Here is a 22,906-nt window from a genome sequence, read left to right as displayed (position 1 = left end):
CGGTGTTTTGTGATTGGAGTCACATTAACTAGCGCCACACACCCTATATTTACGTGACAAACATCACATAAAAGGCCGTCGACTGGACAGTTGAACGATTCAGTGCCAGATTTCGCAGTATCTACAGGGTCCGGCTACCTCCTGCCGCTACATTAACAAACCTCGGGCTTTCAGCCTGCGCGATAGCAAACATAAGAAGGGGTGTTTTTATGTCATCCGATATTAAGATCAAGGTGCAAAGCTTTGGTCGATTCCTCAGCAATATGGTGATGCCAAATATCGGCGCGTTTATCGCGTGGGGTATTATCACCGCATTATTTATTCCGACAGGGTGGTTGCCGAACGAAACGCTGGCGAAGCTGGTCGGTCCGATGATCACCTATCTGCTGCCGCTGCTGATCGGTTATACCGGTGGTAAGTTGGTAGGCGGTGAGCGTGGCGGCGTGGTTGGTGCTATCACCACCATGGGCGTTATCGTCGGTGCGGATATGCCGATGTTCCTTGGCTCCATGATCGCAGGCCCGCTGGGCGGCTACTGCATCAAGAAATTCGATAACTGGGTAGACGGTAAGATCAAATCCGGTTTTGAGATGCTGGTGAATAACTTCTCCGCAGGCATCATCGGTATGATCCTCGCCATCCTGGCTTTCCTCGGCATTGGCCCATTGGTTGAAGGTCTGTCCAAAATTCTGGCGGCAGGCGTTAACTTCATGGTTGTCCATGACATGCTGCCGCTGGCGTCTATCTTCGTTGAACCGGCAAAAATCCTGTTCCTCAACAACGCCATCAACCACGGTATTTTCTCACCGCTGGGTATTCAGCAGTCCCATGAGATGGGCAAATCCATCTTCTTCCTGATTGAAGCTAACCCAGGTCCGGGTATGGGCGTCCTGCTGGCGTACATGTTCTTTGGTCGCGGCAGCGCTAAGCAGTCTGCGGGCGGCGCGGCTATCATCCACTTCTTGGGTGGTATCCACGAAATTTACTTCCCGTACGTGCTGATGAACCCACGTCTGATCCTGGCCGTTATCCTTGGCGGTATGACTGGCGTATTCACCCTGACCATCCTGAACGGCGGTCTGGTTTCTCCGGCTTCTCCGGGTTCTATCCTGGCCGTACTGGCGATGACGCCGAAGGGGGCTTACTTCGCTAACATCGCCGCTATCTGTGCCGCCATGGCGGTCTCCTTTGTGGTCTCAGCCATTCTGCTGAAAACCAGCAAAGTGAAAGAAGAAGACGATATTGATGCGGCGACCCGTCGTATGCAGGACATGAAAGCGGAATCTAAAGGCGCATCTCCGCTGGCGGCTGGCGACGTAACCAACGACCTGAGCCATGTACGTAAAATCATCGTGGCTTGCGATGCCGGTATGGGTTCCAGCGCCATGGGCGCAGGCGTATTGCGTAAGAAAGTGCAGGATGCGGGTCTGTCTCAGATTTCCGTCACCAACAGCGCGATTAACAATCTGCCGCCGGATGTGGATCTGGTCATTACCCACCGTGACCTGACCGAACGTGCGATGCGTCAGGTGCCTCAGGCACAGCACATCTCGCTGACTAACTTCCTCGACAGCGGTCTGTATACCAGCCTGACCGAACGTCTGGTCGCTGCACAGCGCCACAACGTGAACGAAGAGAAAGTCCGCGATCATCTGAAAGACAGCTTTGATGAGGGTGATACCCACCTGTTCAAGCTGGGTGCGGAAAATATCTTCCTTGGCCGGAAAGCCTCTAACAAAGAAGAAGCGATTCGCTTTGCCGGTGAACAACTGGTGAAAGGCGGCTATGTTGAGCCGGAATACGTCGATGCCATGCTGGACCGCGAAAAACTGACGCCGACTTACCTCGGTGAATCCATCGCAGTACCGCACGGTACGGTAGAAGCCAAAGATCGCGTGCTGAAAACCGGCGTGGTGTTCTGCCAGTACCCGGAAGGCGTACGCTTCGGTGAAGAAGAAGACGATATTGCCCGTCTGGTCATTGGTATCGCCGCACGTAACAATGAGCACATCCAGGTCATCACCAGCCTGACCAACGCGCTGGATGATGAATCCGTGATCGAACGTCTGGCCCATACCACCAGCGTGGATGAAGTTCTGGAACTGCTGGCAGGTAAAAAAGCTTAACAGTTAAGTATCCCCAAAATAGTTCGAGCTGCAGGAAGGCGGCAACACAGTGAATCCCCAGGAGCGTACATAAGTACGTGACTGGGGTGAGCGAGGAGAGCCAACGCATCTGCAGTTCGAAATATGAAGGCGATATCCTCTCCCTTGTGGAGAGGGTTAGGTTGAGGGAAAAGCCTCACCCCAGCCCTCTTGGGTAAAAACATTAATGAAGGTTAATACTATGAAAGCATTACATTTTGGCGCAGGTAATATCGGTCGTGGCTTTATCGGCAAACTGCTGGCGGACGCGGGGATACAGCTGACGTTTGCGGATGTAAACCAGGTCGTGCTCGATGCCCTGAATGCCCGTCATAGCTATCAGGTTCATGTTGTAGGTGAAAACGAGCAGGTTGATACCGTTTCCGGCGTCAACGCCGTCAGCAGCATCGGCGATGATGTCGTCGACCTGATTGCCCACGTTGATTTAATCACCACTGCCGTGGGTCCGGTTGTGCTTGAGCGTATCGCTCCGGCCATCGCTAAAGGGCTGGTAAAACGCAAAGCGCAGGGCATCTCTACCCCGTTGAATATCATTGCCTGTGAAAACATGGTGCGCGGAACCACACAGCTGAAAGGCCACGTCATGAACGCGCTGGCAGATGAAGACAAAGGCTGGGTTGAAGAACATGTTGGCTTTGTCGATTCCGCCGTGGATCGCATCGTGCCGCCATCTGCTTCTGCGACCAACGATCCGCTGGAAGTTACCGTTGAAACATTCAGCGAGTGGATTGTCGACCAAACGCAGTTCAAAGGCGAGCTGCCAAACATCCCGGGAATGGAATTAACTGATAACCTGATGGCATTTGTCGAACGTAAACTCTTCACGCTGAACACCGGGCATGCTATAACCGCGTACCTCGGAAAATTGACCGGTCATCAGACCATCCGTGACGCGATTCTCGACGAGAAAATCCGCGCAGTGGTCAAAGGTGCGATGGAAGAGAGCGGCGCGGTACTGATCAAACGCTATGGCTTTGATGCAGCTAAACATGCAGCATACATTCAGAAAATCCTCGGTCGTTTTGAAAACCCGTATCTGAAAGATGATGTTGAGCGCGTAGGACGTCAGCCGCTGCGTAAACTGAGCGCGGGCGACCGCCTGATTAAACCGCTGCTGGGCACGCTGGAGTATGGTTTGCCGCACGTTAATCTGGTTACCGGTATTGCTGCTGCAATGCACTATCGCAGTGAAGAAGATCCGCAGGCACAGGAACTGGCCGCGCTGATTGACGAAAAAGGTCCACAGGCCGCGCTGGCGCAGGTATCCGGTCTGGATGCCAACAGTGATGTGGTGGCGGAGGCGGTTAACGCATATAACGCGACCAAATGATAGAGAATGTGGCGCAGGTCAGCCTGCGCCCGAATGACAGATTGTCAGATATGCAGGCAATAATGGAACAAACGCAGGCCTTTGAAAATCGTGTGCTTGAGCGTCTGAATGCTGGCAAAACCGTACGCAGCTTCCTCATCACCGCCGTAGAACTGCTCACTGAGGCGGTGAATATCCTTGTGCTTCAGGTATTTCGCAAAGATGACTATGCGGTGAAATATGCCGTAGAACCGTTGCTCGACGGCGACGGTCCATTAGGCGATCTTTCGGTTCGTTTGAAGCTAATCTATGGTCTGGGCGTACTCAGCCGCCCGGAGTATGAAGATGCGGAGCTTCTGATGGCGCTGCGGGAAGAGCTGAATCACGACGGCAATGAATATGCGTTTACCGACGACGAGATTCTCGGGCCGTTTGGCGAGCTTCACTGCGTGACGGCACTCCCGCCGCCGCCACAGTTTGATACCTCAGACTCAGGTTTGCACGCCATGCAGATCCAGCGCTACCAGCAAATGGTACGCTCCACGATGGTACTTTCCCTGACCGAGCTGATTTCTAAAATCAGCTTAAAAAAAGCCTTTCAAAAATAAGTCCATGCAGGCTTATTTCTCTTCCTGCTGCGGTCGATACAGCTGTCGATAGTACGCCAGACGTTGCAGATACAGCTGCGCATTCTCCTGCGGTATTTCAGAAGGGACAACGTTGCGCGGCGGTGTTTTATTCAGATACTCGCGAAAAGCCTGGCTTGAGGCCATGAAATCAACAGTCTTATCAATAAGGACCGAAACATTCTCACCTATTTTCGCCATAATCTTCCCTCCTCCATGTATTAACCACGCTTAGCCTGCGCGGTTGATCATTTAAGTTTAGGATCGGTTGGGCGATTATATTGAGGAAAACGTGCTTCGCTATCAACCCGCCAACAGAAAGCGCCATGGCCGATCTTATTGCTTAAAATTCCTTATCAATCAAAAGCGTAATATTATCATTAGCTGATTAATACTTGCGGCATTTGATTATTTATCTTCGATTTGTTGTGAAGAATCCCGCTCTGCGCGCATACTATAGGATATACATTCTATTTTTATCAGAAGCTATCCTATGAAAGAAGTCGAAAAAAACGAAATTAAACGCCTGAGCGATCGTCTGGACGCTATCCGCCATCAGCAGGCTGACCTGTCGCTGGTTGAAGCAGCAGACAAATATGCCGAGCTGGAAAAAGAGAAAGAAACCCTGGAAACCGAGATCGCGCGCCTGCGTGAAGTCCACGGCCAGAAGCTGAGCAAAGAAGCGCAAAAGCTAACGAAACTTCCCTTCCGCCGTGCCATTAGCAAAAAAGAACAGGCCGACATGGGCAAGCTGAAGAAAAGCGTACGTGGCCTGATTGTCGTCCACCCGATGACCGAACTTGGCCGTGAAATGGGCCTGAAAGAGATGACAGGCTTTGCAAAAACCGAGTTCTGATCTCCTGCCGGGCAACATCCGTTTGCCCGGTCTTTCCTGCCCCGCCAATTGGCCCTACCAATTATAACCAGATCCTACCATCACCTCACATTTCATTAAAATTCGCGTACAATACCGTTGCCAATAAATAACATCTGATTAACCATTCATTGTCATTACCCCTACACAACAATATTGGCAGGGCCACTTTTACACATAATGTGACGAAGAGATGAGCAAAGACTCATTTCATTATGTCTAAGGCCCCCAGGAGACCTGCAATGAATCTCTGGCAACAGAACTACGATCCGGCCGGTAACATCTGGCTTTCCAGTCTGATCGCATCGCTCCCAATCCTGTTCTTTTTCTTCGCCCTGATTAAGCTCAAGCTGAAAGGCTATGTTGCGGCGTCATGGACGGTAGTGATCGCTCTGGCTGTCGCCCTACTGTTCTACAAAATGCCGGTCGATCACGCTCTGGCCTCGGTGGTATACGGCTTCTTTTATGGTTTGTGGCCGATTGCCTGGATAATCATCGCAGCAGTATTCGTTTATAAAATCTCGGTAAAAACCGGGCAGTTCGACATCATCCGTTCATCAATACTCTCCATTACCCCAGACCAGCGTCTGCAAATGCTGATCGTCGGTTTCTCCTTTGGAGCATTCCTTGAGGGGGCGGCAGGCTTTGGCGCACCGGTCGCCATTACCGCCGCGCTGCTGGTGGGTCTGGGCTTTAACCCGCTGTACGCGGCCGGGCTGTGCTTGATCGTGAATACCGCGCCAGTCGCCTTTGGCGCAATGGGCATTCCGATTCTGGTTGCCGGCCAGGTTACCGGACTGGACAGCTTTGAGATTGGCCAGATGGTCGGTCGTCAGTTGCCGTTCCTGACGATTATCGTGCTGTTCTGGATTATGGCGATTATGGATGGCTGGCGCGGCGTGAAAGAAACCTGGCCTGCGGTAATGGTCGCTGGCGGCTCGTTTGCTATCGCCCAATACCTCAGCTCGAACTTTATCGGGCCGGAACTGCCGGACATCATCTCTTCGCTGGTCTCACTGGTGTGTCTGACGCTGTTCCTGAAACGCTGGCAGCCGGTACGTATCTTCCGCTTCGGCGATATGGGCGCTTCGCAGGTCGATATGGACCTGTCGCGCACCCGCTACACTGCGGGGCAAATCATCCGCGCCTGGTCCCCGTTCCTGTTCCTGACCGCCACCGTCACGCTGTGGAGCATACCGCCGTTTAAAGCGCTGTTTGCGCCGGGTGGCGCGATGTACCACTGGGTGGTCAATATTCCGGTTCCGTTCCTCGACAAGCTGGTAGCCCGTATGCCACCGGTCGTACACGAAGCCACAGCCTACGCGGCGGTGTACAAATTTGACTGGTTCTCCGCGACCGGTACCGCGATTCTGTTTGCCGCTCTGCTGTCTATCGTCTGGCTGAAGATGAAGCCGTCCGCTGCGCTGCAGACCTTTGGCAACACGCTGAAAGATCTGGCGCTACCAATCTATTCCATCGGGATGGTGCTGGCATTCGCGTTTATCTCTAACTACTCCGGGCTGTCATCAACCCTGGCGTTGGCCCTGGCGCACACTGGCAGCGCGTTTACTTTCTTCTCGCCGTTCCTCGGCTGGCTGGGGGTATTCCTGACCGGGTCCGATACCTCATCTAACGCCCTGTTTGCCGCCCTGCAGGCCACCGCAGCTCAGCAAATCGGCGTTTCGGATGTGCTGATGGTGGCGGCAAATACCACCGGCGGCGTGACCGGCAAGATGATCTCTCCACAGTCTATCGCTATCGCCTGTGCGGCAGTGGGATTAGTGGGGAAAGAGTCTGATCTGTTCCGCTTTACCGTGAAACATAGCCTGATTTTCACCTGCATGGTGGGAGTGATTACCACCCTGCAGGCCTATGTCTTAACCTGGATGATTCCATGATAGTGATGCCCAGACGCCTGTCCGACGAAGTCGCTTCTCGTGTGCGGGCGCTGATTGAAGAACAACAGCTGGAGGCGGGCATGAAGTTGCCCGCTGAGCGCCAGTTGGCCGTACAGCTCGGCGTGTCGCGCAACTCGCTGCGCGAGGCGTTAGCAAAGCTGGTGAGTGAAGGCGTGTTGATCAGCCGTCGCGGCGGCGGGACGTTTGTTCGCTGGCAGCATGAAGCCTGGTCTGAACAAAACATCGTTCAGCCGCTGAAAACCCTGCTGGCGGACGATCCTGATTACAGCTTCGATATTCTGGAAGCCCGCCACGCCATTGAAGCCAGTACCGCCTGGCACGCAGCCATGCGGGCCACCAGCGCCGACAAAGAGAAGATCAGACTCTGTTTCGAGGCTACGCAAAGCGAAGATCCAGATCTCGCCTCACAGGCGGACGTGCGCTTTCATCTCGCCATTGCGGAAGCCTCGCATAACGTGGTGCTGTTACAGACCATGCGCGGTTTCTTCGACGTATTGCAGTCTTCGGTAAAACAGAGCCGCCAACGTATGTATCTTGTGCCGCCCGTATTTTCACAGCTTACAGAACAACATCAGGCCGTGCTGGACGCCATTGTCGCCGGTGATGCTGATGGCGCGCGTAAGGCCATGATGGCGCACCTCAGCTTTGTCCACACCACGATTAAACAATTTGACGAAGATCAGGCCCGCCAGGCGCGTATCACCCGCCTGCCCGGTGACCCTGGTGAGAATAGCAGGGAGAACAACACATGATTATTTCAGCAGCCAGCGACTATCGCGCCGCAGCCCAACGTATTTTGCCCCCTTTCTTGTTCCACTACATTGACGGCGGCGCGTATGCAGAGCGCACTCTGCGCCGCAACGTCGAAGACCTGTCGGAAGTGGCGCTGCGCCAGCGTGTGCTGAAGAATATGTCCGATCTGAGCCTCGAGACAAAGCTGTTCAACGAAACGCTCTCCATGCCCGTGGCTCTCGCGCCTGTCGGCCTGTGCGGAATGTATGCGCGCCGGGGCGAAGTGCAAGCCGCCGCTGCCGCTGACGCCAAAGGCATTCCGTTTACGCTTTCCACGGTTTCCGTATGTCCAATTGAAGAAGTCGCTCCGACCATCAAGCGTCCGATGTGGTTCCAGTTATATGTTCTGCGCGATCGTGGCTTTATGCGTAACGCCCTGGAACGCGCCAAAGCGGCGGGCTGCTCTACGTTGGTCTTTACCGTCGATATGCCAACACCTGGCGCACGCTACCGTGACGCCCATTCCGGGATGAGCGGTCCCAACGCCGCGCTGCGCCGTTACTGGCAAGCGGTTACCCATCCGCAGTGGGCATGGGACGTGGGCCTGAACGGTCGCCCACATGACTTAGGTAATATCTCAACCTATCTTGGCAAACCTACCGGCCTTGAGGATTACATTGGCTGGCTGGCGAATAACTTCGATCCGTCGATTTCCTGGAAAGACCTCGAGTGGATCCGTGAATTCTGGGACGGCCCGATGGTGATCAAAGGGATCCTCGATCCGGAAGATGCCCGCGATGCCGTCCGTTTCGGCGCGGATGGCATTGTCGTTTCTAACCACGGTGGCCGCCAGTTAGATGGCGTGCTGTCTTCTGCTCGCGCGCTACCCGCCATTGCCGATGCGGTGAAAGGCGACATCACCATTCTGGCAGACAGCGGGATCCGTAACGGTCTGGACGTTGTGCGCATGATTGCACTGGGTGCGGATAGCGTGCTGCTGGGGCGTGCTTATCTGTACGCGCTCGCCACCCACGGCCAGGCCGGTGTGGCGAACCTGTTGAACCTAATCGAGAAAGAGATGAAGGTGGCGATGACCTTAACCGGTGCGAAATCGATTAACGAAATCAGCCGCGATTCTCTGGTACAGGAGCTGGGTAAGAGCCTGCCTGCTGCATTAGCGCCTCTGGCTCAGGGTAGCGCTGCGTAACACTCTCTCCCGTAAAAATCGTGTTTTCTGCATGGTCGGCCTGTTCTCAGTCCGGCCATTTTTTATGCAAAAATAACGACCAGTTAACATTTACAACCAATATATTTGACAACTTTTTATCCACCTGCCAAATGTATATACAAGCTAATACAAGGGCATTTTATACAGATACCCAAATAATTCGAGCTGCAGGAAGGCGGCAACGCAGCGAATCTCAGGAGCGTACATAAGTACGTGACTGGGGTGAGCGAGGAAAGCCAACGCACATGCAGCTTGAAGTATGACGGGTAGATAACAACCATCATAACGGGCGAGGGTGACATGGCTTATTCCGGTAAAGTGAATATCCAGCAGGCGATAGACGACAGTCCTTTTTCACGCTTTCATTGGGTGATTATTGTCCTGGGCTTTCTGGTGTTAGCCATTGACGGCTTCGATACCGCGGCGATGGGTTATATTGCGCCCACGCTCTCTGCCGACTGGGGCATCCAGAAGCAGGATCTCGGGCCTGTTTTAAGCGCCGCATTATTGGGTCTCTCATTTGGCGCATTATTAGCCGGACCGATTTCCGATCGGATGGGCCGTAAGCGCGTTCTGGTCTTTTCCTGTTTGTTCTTTGGTCTCGCCAGTCTCGGCACCGCCTATGCACAGACGCTGAATATGTTGACCTTCTGGCGCTTTCTCACCGGGCTTGGACTCGGCGCGGCAATGCCTAATGCCATTACCCTTGTGTCAGAATTTGCGCCCAAACGCTGCCGTTCGATGGCAATAAACACCATGTATTGCGGCTTTCCGTTAGGGGCTGCGGGCGGTGGCGTCATCTCCTCCTGGCTGATCCCCAACTACGGCTGGCACAGCGTGCTGCTCGCTGGCGCAATCGCCCCGCTGACGCTCACTGTGCTGTTAGTGCTGTTCCTACCGGAGTCGGTTAAGTATTTGGTGCACCGTGGTAAAAGCGTTGCGCAGGTGAAACGTATTGCCCAACGCTTTATGTCGGGCAGTCTGGAACAGGTCACCCAGTTTTATCTGGATGAAGACAAGGTTACGGTCAAAAAAGGCAGCGTGGCGCAATTGTTCAGTATGCCCTGGCTGCCGGGCACGCTGATGCTGTGGCTGACCTACTTTATGGGGCTGGTTATCTATTACGTACTGCTGAGCTGGATGCCAACCCTGATGTTGGGCATGGGCTATCCACTGGCGGAATCGGCCTGGTTAACCTCACTGTTTACCTTCGGCGGTACGGCGGGGATCCTGCTGGCCGGTTGGTTAATGGATCGCTGGGAAGCACATAAAGTGGTGTCACTCGGCTTTATCCTGACGATGCTGTTTGCCCTCGCCCTCGGTTTTGAGCATAACCATATCATCCTGTTCGGCGCCCTGATCTTCCTGATGGGGATTACCATGAACGGTGCGCAGTCCGGGCTACAGACGCTGGCTGCGACGTTCTATCCTACCCACTGCCGCGCGACGGGTATTGCGTGGATGCAGGGAGTGGGCCGATTCGGCGGCGTGGCCGGAACGATGATGAGCGCCCAGCTGCTTTCCCTGCAATGGCAGGCTGATAGTATCTTAATGTTCCTTAGCCTTCCCGCGCTGCTCGCTGCTGCGGCGACAATTTACAAACTGCAACGCTATAAACCGCACGCGCTGACCGTCGCATAGTACCCGCTCTTTCTGCTATTCTGCCCCCCGTTATTAAGGGGGCAGTATGCTTAACATCGTTTTATTCGAACCAGAAATCCCGCCAAATACCGGCAATATTATCCGTCTTTGCGCCAATACCGGCTTTCGTCTGCATATTATTGAGCCGATGGGCTTTACCTGGGACGACAAGCGCCTGCGTCGTGCGGGGCTGGATTATCATGAATTTACCGCCGTGCTGCGCCACCCTGATTACGCCGCCTTCGTCGCCGCAGAAAACCCGCAGCGTCTGTTTGCCCTGACCACCAAAGGTACGCCAGCGCACAGCGCGGTAAGTTATCAGGATGGGGATTATCTTATGTTTGGCCCGGAAACACGCGGTCTGCCAGCCAGTATCCTCGACGCTCTGCCGGCCGAACAAAAAATTCGTATTCCGATGATGCCGGACAGTCGTAGCATGAACCTGTCAAATGCGGTGTCGGTGGTGGTGTATGAGGCCTGGCGCCAGTTGGGATATCCTGGCGCGGTATTGCGTAGTTGATTTGTCGGATGGCGGCTGACGGCTGACGCCTTATCCGACCTACAAATACCACGTAGGCCCAGTAAACGCAGCGCCACCGTGCATGGCTCGAAATCAGATGCCGTCGCCGTACTCGAACGTATGATGTATCCCGTTGAAATGCTGATCCATATCCATGGACGGCTTATCGCTGTCAGGTTTGCCGACAATGCGTGCCGGAACGCCTGCGGCGGTAGTGTGTGGCGGTACGGGTTGTAAAACGACGGAACCCGCGCCAATCTTTGCGCCGCGCCCGACTTCAATGTTGCCGAGAATTTTCGCGCCCGCGCCAATCATCACCCCTTCACGAATTTTTGGATGACGATCGCCGCCCGCTTTACCGGTCCCGCCAAGCGTAACGGATTGCAAAATAGAGACATCGTTTTCAATTACAGCGGTTTCACCCACCACAATACCGGTGGCGTGATCGAGCATAATCCCACGGCCAATTTTTGCCGCCGGATGAATATCTACCTGGAAAGAAACAGATACCTGATTTTGCAGGAAGATTGCCAGCGCCTGACGCCCCTGATGCCATAGCCAGTGGCCGATGCGGTAGGCCTGAAGCGCATGAAAGCCCTTCAGATACAGAAGTGGGGTGGAATATTTGTCGACGGCCGGGTCGCGCGTGCGTACCGCCTGGATATCACAAGCCGCCGAAGCAATCATTTCAGGATCGGCCGCGTATGCCTCTTCCACGACTTCGCGAATCGCAATGGCAGGCATGATTGGAGACGCGAGCTTATTCGCCAGCATATAGCTCAGCGCGCTGCCGAGGTTTTCATGCTTGAGCAGCGTTGCGTGGTAAAAACTGGCCAGCATAGGCTCACATTCCGCCAGTGCCCGGGCTTCCGCTTTAATGTTTTTCCAGACGATATCCAGTTCTTCACACGGCATTGCGTACTCCAGAAGGTAGCAAAACGACCGACCCGTTCTTCGCGGGTCGGGTCGTTATTATTCAACAGTTCCTTACAGCTAGTGGCGACTCAGCTCGTCCTTGCGCGCACGGCCTAATAACGTTAATGCTGCCTCGCGCGCGTTTTTTCCGCAATACAATACTTGATAAATTTCCTCGGTTATTGGCATCTCAACACCAAAACGGTGCGCCAATTCACGAACTTCTTTCGTATTGCGGTAGCCTTCCACCACCTGACCAATCTTGTCCTGCGCACCCTGCACGTCCATCCCCTGGCCGAGCATCATGCCAAATCGACGGTTGCGCGACTGGTTGTCGGTACAGGTCAGCACCAGATCGCCTAAACCCGCCATTCCCATAAAGGTGGCAGGATCGGCACCCAGCGCCGCGCCAAGACGCGACATTTCGGTCAGTCCACGGGTGATCAATGCGGTTCGCGCATTTGCGCCAAAACCGATGCCGTCAGACATCCCCGCACCAATCGCAATGACGTTTTTCACCGCGCCGCCAAGCTGCACGCCAATGAAATCCGGGTTGCTATAAACGCGGAAGCTTTTGCCGCAGTGCAGCAACTGCTGGAGATCGTCAGCGAAAGTATCGTCCGTTGAGGCCAGAGAAATCGCCGTCGGCATACCCGCCGCCAGCTCTTTGGCGAACGTCGGGCCGGAGATGACCGCCAGCGGAATAGAATCCCCCAGCGCTTCACGCGCCACATCCTGCAGCAGACGCCCTGTTTCCGCTTCCAGACCTTTTGTCGCCCAGACCAGACGCGCATCAGGACGCATCAGCGGTTTGATGTTACGCAGCACTTCGCCAAAGACGTGGCTCGGCACCACCACCAGAATATTACGGCTGGCGGCCAGCGCAGTGGCTAAATCACTTTCCAGGCGCAGCGTGTCGGGAAAAGGCACATCAGGGAGGAACGCGACGTTGCAGCGATCATGCTCAAGGGTCGCGATATGTTTTGGATCATGGCCCCACAGCACAACCTGATGGCCATTTCTTGCCAGGGTAATGGCAAGAGCGGTGCCGTACGAGCCGGCACCAATCACAGTCATTGAAGCATTACTTTGGTTCATCAGGCATCCTGATGTTCTTCAGTACCTTCGCCAGCCTGCTGCTGTAAATAGTTCATGAACAGCGCATCAAAGTTGACCGGCGCAAGGTTCAGTTGCGGGAACGTACCGCGTGAAACCAGGCTGGTGATGCATTCGCGGGCATACGGGAACAGAATGTTCGGGCAGTATGCGCCCAGGCAATGCGCCATCTGAGTCCCTTCGATACCACTGATGGAGAAAATACCGCCCTGCTGAACTTCACACAGGAACGCCGTTTCTTCGCCAAGAGAAGCCGTTACGGTGACACGCAGCACTACTTCATACACGTCATCTGCCAGTTGGGTAGATGCGGTATCAAGATCAAGTTTAACCTCTGGCTGCCAATCTTTCTGGAAAACATGCGGTGCATTTGGCGCTTCGAAAGATACATCCTTGGTATAGATACGTTGGATCTGGAAAGCCATTTCAGTGTTATTTTGTTCTGACATGTTTAGAAAACCCTTAGTGTTGTCCTTTAAATACTTTCAGTACGCCTTATCGCAGCAGGGGATCCAGTCCACCACGCGCATCCAACGCATACAAGTCGTCACAACCGCCAATGTGCTGTGCATCAATAAAAATCTGCGGAACCGTCGTACGGCCACTGCGTTTGATCATCTCTTCACGCTTTACGGCATCGCCGTCAATCGGAAGTTCCTGGAAACTCACACCCTTGCTGTTCAACAGCGCTTTTGCGCGATGGCAAAACGGGCAGGTTGCTTTGGTATAGATCTCAATATTGGCCATGACTTATCTCCAGTGTTCTTTTTACCCAGCGGCATGAAAGAAGACGGGTAAATTACTTGCCGCGAACCAGTGGCAGATTCTCACCACTCCAGCCCGCTACGCCGTCTTTCAGTACGGATACCTGCTCAAAACCGGCTTTAATCAGCGCAGTTGCTGAATCCTGGCACTGCATGCCTGAACCATCAACCACAATCACAGGTTTGTTTTTGTGTTTTTCAAGTTCGCCAAAATTGTTGGCTTTGATTTCGCTCGGCAGCAGGTTAGTGGAGCCTGCTATATGGCCTTTGCGGAAGTCGTCGCGCTGGCGTAAATCCACAACAACGGCGTCTTCTTTGTTGATGAGACGTGTAGCTTCGCCGCGAGTAATCACCTTCACTTTTGAGGTCAGGCTCTTAAACGTGGTAAATAATACAGCCGCCAGTAACGCAATCCAGGCGATACTCAAGACAGGGTGGCGACTAACAAATTGCATAATTTCTTGCATGGGGGGTAACAACTCCCGACTCAGTGATTAAAAAAACCAGGAAAGGAGTATACCTGCGCGTTGGCGCAAATACAGCCAGAGCGTGCATTGGATTGCATTTTTGCGGGGCGCTACGGAAAAAAAAATGTAAATCGGTGTTCCCCCTGGCACGCGATCCCCCATTATTTGATCTTCGGGGGCTACTTTATCGATTCAGCTGTAGTAAAATTACGCAATTATTTTTTATCTATTGAGTGTGAGGTTGTCGCAATGTCGGTTTCTAAAAAACCTATGGTACTGGTGATTCTGGATGGCTACGGCTATCGCGAAGACAGCCAGGATAACGCCATTTTTAGTGCTAAAACCCCGGTAATGGATGCGCTGTGGGCAAAACGTCCGCATACCCTGATTGATGCGTCTGGTCTGGAAGTCGGCCTGCCCGATCGCCAGATGGGCAACTCCGAAGTGGGTCACGTCAACCTGGGCGCGGGCCGTATCGTGTATCAGGACCTTACCCGTCTGGATGTCGAAATCAAAGAACGTACTTTCTTCGCTAACCCGGTGCTGACCCACGCGGTCGACCAGGCAAAAAATGCCGGAAAAGCGGTACACATCATGGGTCTGCTCTCTGCTGGCGGCGTTCACAGCCATGAAGATCACATCATGGCGATGGTAGAACTGGCCGCTGAACGCGGTGCGGAAAAAATCTATCTGCACGCTTTCCTTGATGGTCGTGATACCCCGCCGCGCAGCGCTGAACATTCCCTGCAGAAATTCGAAGAGAAATTTGCCGCCCTGGGCAAAGGTCGCGTAGCGTCCATCATCGGTCGTTACTACGCCATGGACCGCGACAACCGTTGGGATCGCGTAGAACAGGCTTACGATCTGATGACGCTGGCAAAGGGCGAGTTCCAGTTCGCTACGGCGGTTGAAGGCCTGCAGGCTGCTTATGCCCGCGACGAAAACGACGAATTCGTCAAAGCGACCGTGATCCGTGCCGAAGGTCAGGCAGATGCAGCTATGGAAGACGGCGATACGCTGATTTTCATGAACTTCCGTGCTGACCGTGCGCGTGAAATCACTCGCGCATTTGTTAACGCTGATTTCGACGGCTTCGCCCGTAAGAAAGTCGTTAACCTCAACTTTGTGATGCTGACCGAATACGCGGCAGACATCAAAACTGCGGTTGCTTACCCACCAGCATCTCTGGCCAACACCTTTGGCGAGTGGATGGCGAAGAACGAAAAAACGCAGCTGCGTATTTCCGAAACTGAAAAATATGCGCACGTAACCTTCTTCTTCAACGGCGGTGTAGAAGAGCCGTTCAAAGGCGAAGACCGTATTCTAATCAACTCTCCGAAAGTCGCTACCTACGATCTGCAGCCGGAAATGAGTTCTGCTGAACTGACCGAGAAGCTGGTTGCAGCGATTGAGAGTGGTAAATACGACACCATCATTTGTAACTATCCGAACGGCGACATGGTTGGCCACACCGGGGTGATGGAAGCAGCGGTTAAAGCGGTTGAAGCGCTGGACCATTGCGTTGAGCAGGTAGCGAAAGCCGTTGAATCCGTTGGCGGACAGCTGCTGATCACCGCAGACCACGGTAACGCAGAGCAAATGCGCGATCCGTCTACTGGCCAGGCGCATACCGCGCATACCAACCTGCCGGTTCCGCTGATTTATGTCGGTGGTAAAAACGTAAAAGCGGTCGAAGGCGGTAAACTTTCGGATATCGCCCCGACGATGCTGACACTGATGGGTATGGAAATCCCGCAAGAGATGACTGGTAAGCCGCTGTTCATCGTGGAATAATCCCTCCCCATGAGGGGAAAGGCGATTAATACCATCACTCGGGCCGTGAAACTGCCAAAGTTTTCAGTCAGGCCCTTGTTCTACGCCAGCGCGCTTAGCGCTGGCGTATTGCTGTGCGCCTTTTCCGCCCACGCGGACGAACGCGATCAGCTCAAATCTATTCAGGCCGATATCGCGGCAAAAGAACGCGCGGTACGCCAACAGCAACAACAACGTTCCACTCTCCTCGCTCAGCTTAAAGCTCAGGAACAGGCTATTGCCGTCGCCGCAAGGCAACTGCGCGAAACACAAAACTCACTGGCACAGCTGAACGCACAAATCGCTGAGATGAACGCCGCGCTCGCGAAGCTGGAAAAGCAGCGGGCAGCGCAAGAGCGCAGCCTGGCAGCACAGTTAGACGCCGCGTTTCGCCAGGGTGAACACACCGGTATTCAGCTCATCCTCAGCGGCGAAGAAAGCCAGCGCGGACAGCGCCTGCAGGCCTATTTCGGCTACCTGAACCAGGCGCGGCAAGAAACTATCGCGCAGCTGAAACAAACCCGCGAAGAGGTCGACTCGCAAAAAGCCGAGCTGGAAGATAAGCAGAGCGAACAGCAGACCCTGTTGTACGAACAACGCGCTCAGCAGGCTAAGCTGGAGCAGGCGCGTAACGAACGCCAGAAAACACTGTCGGGTCTGGAATCATCAATTCAACAGGGCCAGCAGCAACTGGGCGAAATGCGCGCTAACGAATCCCGTCTGCGCAACAGCATTGCTCGCGCCGAAGCCGCGGCCAAAGCGCGCGCGGAACGTGAAGCGCGCGAGGCGCAGGCCGTACGTGATAAGCAGAAGGATGCGTCACGAAAAGGCTCGACCTACAAGCCGACCGAAAGCGAAAAATCACTGATGTCCCGTACCGGTGGCCTGGGTTCGCCGCGCGGCCAGGCATTCTGGCCCGTTCGTGGCCCAACGCTGCATCGTTATGGCGAACAACTGCAGGGTGAGCTACGTTGGAAGGGTATGGTTATTGGCGCATCCGAAGGCACCGAAGTTAAAGCCATTGCCGATGGTCGCGTCATTCTGGCGGACTGGCTGCAGGGCTATGGCCTGGTGGTGGTGGTTGAGCACGGTAAAGGCGATATGAGCCTGTACGGTTATAACCAGAGCGCGCTGGTCAGCGTCGGTACGCAGGTTCGCGCCGGACAGCCTATTGCACTTGTGGGTAGCAGCGGCGGTCAGGGCAGGCCCGCACTCTATTTCGAAATTCGTCGCCAGGGTCAGGCGGTCAATCCACAGCCGTGGTTGGGAAGATAAGTTTTGCCTCAATTTCGTCGTCAATTACTCTCTCTTGCCAGCGTGCTGGCCTTCGTAACACCTGTTTTTGCTGGCAAACTCGCCATCGTTATTGATGATTTCGGCTATCGTCCACAAACTGAAAACCAGGTACTGGCGATGCCTTCCACCATCTCGGTTGCCGTTCTCCCTAATGCCCCACACGCGCGTGAAATGGCGATTAAAGCGCATAACAGCGGGCATGAAGTGTTAATCCATCTGCCGATGGCGCCGCTGAGCAAACAACCGTTAGAGAAAGATACTTTGCGCCCGGAAATGAGCAGCGAAGAGATTGAACGCATTATTCGCGACGCGGTAAGCAAAGTGCCGAATGCCGTGGGGCTGAACAACCATATGGGTAGCGCGATGACTTCCAGCCTGTTTGGCATGCAGAAGGTGATGCAGGCGCTGGAACGTTACGATCTCTACTTTCTGGACAGCATGACCATCGGCAACAGCCAGGCCATGCGCGCAGCGTCAGGAACCGGTGTGAAGGTCATCAAACGCAAAGTCTTCCTGGATGACACGCAAAATGAAGCTGACATTCGTCGTCAGTTTACTCGCGCCGTCGATCTTGCGCGCCGCAACGGCTCAGCGATCGCCATTGGACACCCTCATCCTTCCACGGTGCGAGTATTACAGCAGATGCTTTATAATCTGCCAGCCGATATTACGCTGGTTCGTCCGAGCAGCCTGCTCAATGAACCGCAGGTCGATACCTCCAGACCTAACCTCACGCAACCGAATAACGGCGCACCGCGTAATCCTTTCCGCGGTGTGAAATTGTGCAAACCTAAACAGCCGTTAGAACCCATTTACGCCAGTCGATTCTTCACCGTACTCGGTGAAAGCATCACCCAAAGCACGCTGGTGCAGTATATGCGCCTGCAGTGGCAGGGCTGGCAATAATCAGTCGTTAAGATCCAGCGTTAAATGGGCCAGGCGGCGCGGCGTCAGTGATTTATCGCGCCACTGGCTAAAGCGGATGGCCCACAGCAGCACCTGATAACCCAGCTTAACGCTGCAGATATTACTTACCATCCGTTTGAACATACCCGACACAAATACTTCAGCAATCATACGCTGGCGGATTTTTTCATCCGGCTCTTTACGTATGCAATGACAAACGCGTAGCGCTTCGTAAATCACCTGCTGTTTGAATTCCGGGTAAATGGGAATGCGCCCGGCGTACTCGTGATTCATCTTGTCGAGCAGGCGGGTAATTTTGATGTAGTGGCGCTGATAGGCGAGGTTCTTCAGCCCGGTACGCGGCAGACGACTCACGGACGCGCCGTGCAGAAAGTATTTGTACAATGGAACTTCCGTATAGCGCGCGCGTTTGGCGTTAAACATAAATTCCGTGGTCCAGATGATATCCTGGTGGTGCAGGCCAGACAGGAAGGTCAGCCCCGCGTCGCGGATCGTCTGATGACGATATACGCCCATCCAGACAACATGCCGCCAGCGGCGGCTGGCTAACGCTTTTCTTAACCAGTCCGGTCCGGTCATCACGTCAGTAGAACGTATACGATCGGGAGGAATGGATGCCCAGGTTTTGCCGGTTTCGGCGAAACACCAGTCAGCGTTGCACTGCGCCACATCCAGATTGTCCTGCAGCGCCATATTCATCAACGTTTCATACATTTCCGGATAAGCAATATCATCACCGTCAACGTACGCGATGTACTCGCCCCTGGCGACTTCCATCCCGGTATTACGCGCCGCTGAGACTCCCCCGTTCCGCTGATGCAGTAGATGAACATGCGGATAACGATCCGCATATGCCTGTGCGAGCTGCGCAGAGTTATCCGTAGAGCCATCATTAACAATGATGATCTCCAGATTTTTCCACGTTTGCGCAATCAGCGAATCCATACACGCAATGAATGGTTCACCCGTATTGTAGAGCGGCATAATGACGCTCAATAGGCCGGGGGTATAGGTCATGTCAAATCCTGCCAAACAGTATAATTAACGGCAATTTCTAACATATTTAGCGGTAAATCTTCAGAGAAAATTTCTCAAAACTTTAGCGGAAAATGCGCCGGATGAGTGAGTGCAGCAAACAAAAAAATCCCCGGAGAGTTAACGATAGTCAACATCCGGGGATTACATACAGAATCCACTACGTGGATACGGTTAATCCCAGCTCAGGATCACTTTCCCTGACTGGCCTGAACGCATCGCGTCAAAGCCTTGCTGGAATTCATCGATCGAGAATCGATGGGTGATGATTGGCGACAAATCCAAACCAGACTGAATCAGTGCAGCCATTTTGTACCAGGTTTCAAACATCTCGCGACCGTAGATACCTTTAATAAACAGCCCCTTAAAGATAACCTTTGTCCAGTCGATAGACATATCTGACGGAGGGATCCCCAGCATAGCAATACGCCCACCGTGGTTCATGGTGTCCAGCATGGTGCGAAACGCTGGCGGCGCGCCGGACATCTCCAGGCCTACATCAAACCCTTCGGTCATGCCCAGCTCAGCCATCACGTCGGTCAGATTCTCTTTCGATACGTTGACCGCGCGGGTGATGCCCATTTTGCGTGCCAGCTCAAGACGATACTCATTCACGTCGGTGATCACCACGTGGCGTGCGCCAACGTGCTTCGCGACCGCCGCCGCCATAATACCGATTGGACCCGCGCCGGATACCAGCACATCTTCTCCCACCAGATCGAACGACAGCGCAGTGTGCACCGCATTACCGAACGGATCGAAGATAGACGCCAGATCATCGGAGATATTGTCCGGAATTTTAAACGCGTTAAATGCCGGGATCACCAGGTATTGTGCAAAACAACCAGGACGGTTTACACCGACACCGGTCGTATTGCGGCACAGGTGAGTACGCCCACCACGGCAGTTACGGCAATGCCCGCAGGTGATATGGCCTTCGCCAGAAACGCGATCGCCGATTTTAAAGCCTTTAACTTCCTGACCGATGCCAACAACTTCGCCGACATATTCATGCCCCACGACCATCGGCACCGGGATGGTTTTTTGCGACCACTCATCCCAGTTATAAATGTGAACGTCAGTCCCGCAGATGGCTGTTTTACGGATTTTAATCAGCAAATCGTTATGGCCGACTTCCGGTTCAGGAACGTCGGTCATCCAAATGCCCTCTTCCGCTTTCAGTTTGGATAACGCTTTCATTTCACATCCTCAGGCAATAACGCCCAGTTGTTTACCAATGCGTGTGAACGCCTCAACAGCACGCGTAATCTGCTCAGGGGTATGCGCTGCAGACATCTGAGTACGGATACGCGCCTGGCCTTTTGGAACCACTGGATAGAAGAATCCAGTAACGTAAATCCCCTCTTTTTGCAGTTCACGGGCAAACTCTTGCGCCACCACCGCATCACCCAGCATAACCGGGATAATCGCGTGGTCCGCACCGGCTAACGTAAAGCCTGCGGCAGACATTTGCTCGCGGAACTGCCGCGCGTTCGCCCACAGGCGATCGCGCAGTTCGCTACCTTCCTCGACCATTTCCAGCACTTTAATGGAAGCAGCCACAATCGCCGGAGCCAGTGAGTTGGAGAACAGATACGGACGTGAACGCTGGCGCAGCCACTCCACCACTTCCTTACGGGCTGCGGTATAGCCGCCGGATGCGCCGCCAAGCGCTTTGCCCAGCGTGCCGGTGATGATGTCGACACGGCCCATCACATCACAGTATTCATGCGAACCACGGCCATTTTCGCCGACGAAGCCAACCGCATGGGAATCATCGACCATCACCAGCGCATCGTACTTATCCGCCAGATCGCAGACGCCTTTCAGGTTCGCGATCACGCCATCCATAGAGAACACGCCATCGGTGGCGATCAGGACATGACGGGCCCCCGCTTCACGCGCTTCTTTCAGACGCGCTTCCAGCTCGACCATGTCGTTGTTGGCGTAACGGAAACGCTTTGCTTTACACAGACGAACGCCGTCAATGATTGAAGCATGGTTCAGGGCATCGGAGATGATCGCGTCTTCTGCGCCCAACAGCGTTTCAAACAGGCCGCCGTTGGCGTCAAAGCAGGAAGAGTAAAGGATGGCATCTTCCATACCGAGGAAATCCGCCAGTTTTTGCTCCAGTTGCTTATGGCTGTCCTGGGTCCCGCAAATAAAGCGTACCGAAGCCATACCAAACCCGTGAGAATCCATACCCGCTTTTGCCGCTGCAATCAGTTCCGGGTGGTTAGCCAGCCCCAAATAATTGTTCGCACAAAAGTTAATGACGTGGCTTCCGTCTGCCACGGTGATATCCGCCTGCTGGGCAGATGTAATAATGCGCTCTTCTTTAAACAATCCTTCCGCACGTGCGGTTTCGAGATCGTTGGTTAACTGTTTGTAAAAATCCCCACGCATTTCAATTCTCCAGACTGGGCAAATTTCAGCACATATTACCCAAAGCTATACATTGATACGAGATGACGCATCATCACTTCTTCAAAATGAAGCATAAATCACGCGTACCCGCACAGCTTATCGGTGAATGGCTGAAGCCTGGACCATGTAGTGATATGATAGAAGTATTCGTGTCTGAGATTGTCTCTGACTCCATAATTCGAAGGTTACATTTATGATCATCGTTACCGGCGGCGCGGGCTTTATCGGCAGCAACATCGTTAAGTCCCTGAATGATAAAGGCATCACCGATATTCTGGTGGTGGACAACCTGAAAGACGGCACTAAATTTGTTAACCTGGTGGACCTGAATATTGCTGACTACATGGACAAGGAAGACTTCCTGATCCAGATTATGGCTGGCGAAGATTTCGGCGATATCGAAGCGATTTTCCACGAAGGCGCATGCTCCTCCACCACCGAGTGGGATGGCAAGTATATGATGGATAACAATTATCAATACTCCAAAGAGCTGCTGCACTACTGCCTGGAGCGTGAAATTCCGTTCCTGTACGCCTCTTCCGCCGCGACTTACGGCGGTCGTACATCTGATTTCATCGAATCCCGTGAATATGAGAAACCACTGAATGTCTATGGCTACTCAAAATTCCTGTTCGACGAATACGTGCGCCAGATCCTGCCAGAAGCCAACTCTCAGATTGTTGGCTTCCGCTATTTCAACGTCTACGGACCGCGTGAAGGCCACAAAGGCAGCATGGCAAGCGTCGCTTTCCACCTCAACACCCAGCTTAACAATGGCGAAACACCAAAACTGTTCGAAGGCAGTGAAAACTTCAAACGTGATTTCGTTTATGTTGGCGATGTGGCAGCGGTAAATCTGTGGTTCCTCGAAAATGGGGTTTCCGGCATCTTTAACCTCGGTACCGGTCGCGCGGAATCTTTCCAGGCCGTTGCCGACGCAACGCTGGCGTACCATAAAAAAGGCAGCATTGAGTACATTCCATTCCCGGAAAAACTGAAAGGTCGTTATCAAGCGTTTACCCAGGCAGATCTGACTAACCTGCGCGCAGCGGGCTATGACAAGCCGTTTAAGACCGTTGCCGAAGGCGTAACGGAATATATGGCCTGGCTAAACCGCGACGCGTAAGAAGTTA

22 protein-coding genes are annotated in these 22,906 nt (G+C 53.7%); 13 read left to right on the top strand and 9 right to left on the bottom strand.

The genetic code is table 11. The features are described 5' to 3' along the window. The first annotated feature begins 209 nt into the window (after positions 1 to 209). From mtlA to mtlR, 3 genes are all read left to right on the top strand, one after another. Positions 210 to 2,126, top strand: coding sequence for a PTS mannitol transporter subunit IICBA (gene mtlA, locus FDW92_RS21005; protein ID WP_038635284.1), 1,917 nt, complete (start codon positions 210 to 212; stop codon positions 2,124 to 2,126). 220 nt (positions 2,127 to 2,346) lie between these two features. Next, the gene (gene mtlD, locus FDW92_RS21000; protein WP_042311610.1) at positions 2,347 to 3,495 is read left to right on the top strand and encodes a mannitol-1-phosphate 5-dehydrogenase; all 1,149 of its coding nucleotides are present in this window, start codon (positions 2,347 to 2,349) and stop codon (positions 3,493 to 3,495) included. Continuing rightward, the gene (gene mtlR, locus FDW92_RS20995; RefSeq protein ID WP_005120486.1) at positions 3,492 to 4,082 is read left to right on the top strand and encodes a mannitol operon repressor MtlR; all 591 of its coding nucleotides are present in this window, start codon (positions 3,492 to 3,494) and stop codon (positions 4,080 to 4,082) included. The genes mtlD and mtlR overlap by 4 nt, the downstream gene beginning before the upstream one ends. 12 nt (positions 4,083 to 4,094) lie before the next feature. Here the strand turns inward: mtlR and FDW92_RS20990 are convergent, their stop codons facing one another. Then, positions 4,095 to 4,301 (bottom strand): hypothetical protein, encoded by a 207-nt coding sequence (locus FDW92_RS20990; RefSeq protein WP_003827334.1) that lies wholly within the window; start codon positions 4,299 to 4,301, stop codon positions 4,095 to 4,097. Positions 4,302 to 4,593: 292 nt separating this feature from the next. On the opposite strand from FDW92_RS20990, the gene FDW92_RS20985 reads away from it, so the two are divergent. The 6 genes from FDW92_RS20985 to trmL all read left to right on the top strand — a co-directional run bounded on the left by FDW92_RS20985 (position 4,594) and on the right by trmL (position 11,014). Then, positions 4,594 to 4,956: a YibL family ribosome-associated protein gene (locus FDW92_RS20985; RefSeq protein WP_042311608.1), complete on the top strand. Its 363-nt coding sequence runs from the start codon at positions 4,594 to 4,596 to the stop codon at positions 4,954 to 4,956. A gap of 260 nt (positions 4,957 to 5,216) precedes the next feature. Continuing rightward, positions 5,217 to 6,872, top strand: coding sequence for an L-lactate permease (lldP, locus tag FDW92_RS20980; protein ID WP_042311606.1), 1,656 nt, complete (start codon positions 5,217 to 5,219; stop codon positions 6,870 to 6,872). Further along, positions 6,869 to 7,645: a transcriptional regulator LldR gene (gene lldR / locus FDW92_RS20975; protein WP_042311604.1), complete on the top strand. Its 777-nt coding sequence runs from the start codon at positions 6,869 to 6,871 to the stop codon at positions 7,643 to 7,645. Before lldP ends, lldR begins: the two co-directional genes overlap by 4 nt. Further along, positions 7,642 to 8,832, top strand: a complete 1,191-nt coding sequence (lldD, locus tag FDW92_RS20970) for an FMN-dependent L-lactate dehydrogenase LldD (protein WP_042311602.1) — start codon at positions 7,642 to 7,644, stop codon at positions 8,830 to 8,832. Before lldR ends, lldD begins: the two co-directional genes overlap by 4 nt. Positions 8,833 to 9,153: 321 nt before the next feature. Beyond that, the gene (locus FDW92_RS20960) at positions 9,154 to 10,494 is read left to right on the top strand and encodes an aromatic acid/H+ symport family MFS transporter (RefSeq protein WP_042311600.1); all 1,341 of its coding nucleotides are present in this window, start codon (positions 9,154 to 9,156) and stop codon (positions 10,492 to 10,494) included. A gap of 46 nt (positions 10,495 to 10,540) precedes the next feature. Continuing rightward, the gene (trmL, locus tag FDW92_RS20955; protein ID WP_003827329.1) at positions 10,541 to 11,014 is read left to right on the top strand and encodes a tRNA (uridine(34)/cytosine(34)/5-carboxymethylaminomethyluridine(34)-2'-O)-methyltransferase TrmL; all 474 of its coding nucleotides are present in this window, start codon (positions 10,541 to 10,543) and stop codon (positions 11,012 to 11,014) included. Between the two features lie 93 nt (positions 11,015 to 11,107). Here trmL and cysE read toward each other — a convergent pair whose 3' ends face one another. The 5 genes from cysE to FDW92_RS20930 form a co-directional block, all read right to left on the bottom strand. After that, positions 11,108 to 11,929 carry a serine O-acetyltransferase gene (cysE, locus tag FDW92_RS20950; RefSeq protein ID WP_016154965.1) on the bottom strand — a complete coding sequence of 274 codons (822 nt, stop codon included), beginning with the start codon at positions 11,927 to 11,929 and terminating at the stop codon, positions 11,108 to 11,110. A 78-nt stretch (positions 11,930 to 12,007) separates the two neighbouring features. Continuing rightward, positions 12,008 to 13,027, bottom strand: a complete 1,020-nt coding sequence (gene gpsA, locus FDW92_RS20945) for an NAD(P)H-dependent glycerol-3-phosphate dehydrogenase (RefSeq protein ID WP_008786462.1) — start codon at positions 13,025 to 13,027, stop codon at positions 12,008 to 12,010. Beyond that, positions 13,027 to 13,494 carry a protein-export chaperone SecB gene (gene secB, locus FDW92_RS20940; protein WP_003024155.1) on the bottom strand — a complete coding sequence of 156 codons (468 nt, stop codon included), beginning with the start codon at positions 13,492 to 13,494 and terminating at the stop codon, positions 13,027 to 13,029. The genes gpsA and secB overlap by 1 nt, the downstream gene beginning before the upstream one ends. A gap of 46 nt (positions 13,495 to 13,540) precedes the next feature. Next, positions 13,541 to 13,792: a glutaredoxin 3 gene (gene grxC, locus FDW92_RS20935; protein WP_003024152.1), complete on the bottom strand. Its 252-nt coding sequence runs from the start codon at positions 13,790 to 13,792 to the stop codon at positions 13,541 to 13,543. Between the two features lie 52 nt (positions 13,793 to 13,844). Then, on the bottom strand, positions 13,845 to 14,276 hold the full coding sequence (locus FDW92_RS20930) for a rhodanese-like domain-containing protein (protein ID WP_003024148.1): 432 nt from the start codon (positions 14,274 to 14,276) through the stop codon (positions 13,845 to 13,847). A gap of 249 nt (positions 14,277 to 14,525) precedes the next feature. Between FDW92_RS20930 and gpmM the strand changes: the two genes are divergently transcribed. From gpmM to FDW92_RS20915, 3 genes are read left to right on the top strand one after another with little or no spacing between them, the layout of a single operon-like run. Further along, positions 14,526 to 16,070 carry a 2,3-bisphosphoglycerate-independent phosphoglycerate mutase gene (gene gpmM / locus FDW92_RS20925; RefSeq protein WP_042311597.1) on the top strand — a complete coding sequence of 515 codons (1,545 nt, stop codon included), beginning with the start codon at positions 14,526 to 14,528 and terminating at the stop codon, positions 16,068 to 16,070. A gap of 33 nt (positions 16,071 to 16,103) precedes the next feature. Then, complete coding sequence (gene envC / locus FDW92_RS20920; RefSeq protein ID WP_233639320.1) at positions 16,104 to 17,363, top strand: murein hydrolase activator EnvC; 1,260 nt, start codon at positions 16,104 to 16,106, stop codon at positions 17,361 to 17,363. 3 nt (positions 17,364 to 17,366) lie between these two features. Further along, entirely contained in the window at positions 17,367 to 18,290 is a 924-nt protein-coding gene (locus FDW92_RS20915; RefSeq protein WP_042311592.1) for a divergent polysaccharide deacetylase family protein, read from the top strand. Here FDW92_RS20915 and FDW92_RS20910 read toward each other — a convergent pair whose 3' ends face one another. The 3 genes from FDW92_RS20910 to kbl form a co-directional block, all read right to left on the bottom strand. Continuing rightward, entirely contained in the window at positions 18,291 to 19,328 is a 1,038-nt protein-coding gene (locus FDW92_RS20910) for a glycosyltransferase (protein WP_042311591.1), read from the bottom strand. A 192-nt stretch (positions 19,329 to 19,520) separates the two neighbouring features. Further along, entirely contained in the window at positions 19,521 to 20,546 is a 1,026-nt protein-coding gene (tdh, locus tag FDW92_RS20905; RefSeq protein WP_005120462.1) for an L-threonine 3-dehydrogenase, read from the bottom strand. A 9-nt stretch (positions 20,547 to 20,555) separates the two neighbouring features. Next, entirely contained in the window at positions 20,556 to 21,752 is a 1,197-nt protein-coding gene (kbl, locus tag FDW92_RS20900; protein WP_042311589.1) for a glycine C-acetyltransferase, read from the bottom strand. A 214-nt stretch (positions 21,753 to 21,966) separates the two neighbouring features. Here kbl and rfaD point away from each other — a divergent pair, with 214 nt between their 5' ends. After that, a complete protein-coding gene (gene rfaD / locus FDW92_RS20895; protein WP_003827312.1) occupies positions 21,967 to 22,899 on the top strand; it encodes an ADP-glyceromanno-heptose 6-epimerase in 933 nt (310 codons plus the stop codon). The last annotated feature ends 7 nt before the right edge of the window (positions 22,900 to 22,906 follow it).

The sequence above is a fragment of the Citrobacter sp. wls706 genome (assembly GCF_005281305.1).
Lineage (GTDB): Bacteria > Pseudomonadota > Gammaproteobacteria > Enterobacterales > Enterobacteriaceae > Citrobacter > Citrobacter werkmanii.
This window is presented reverse-complemented; position numbering and strand designations above follow the sequence as displayed.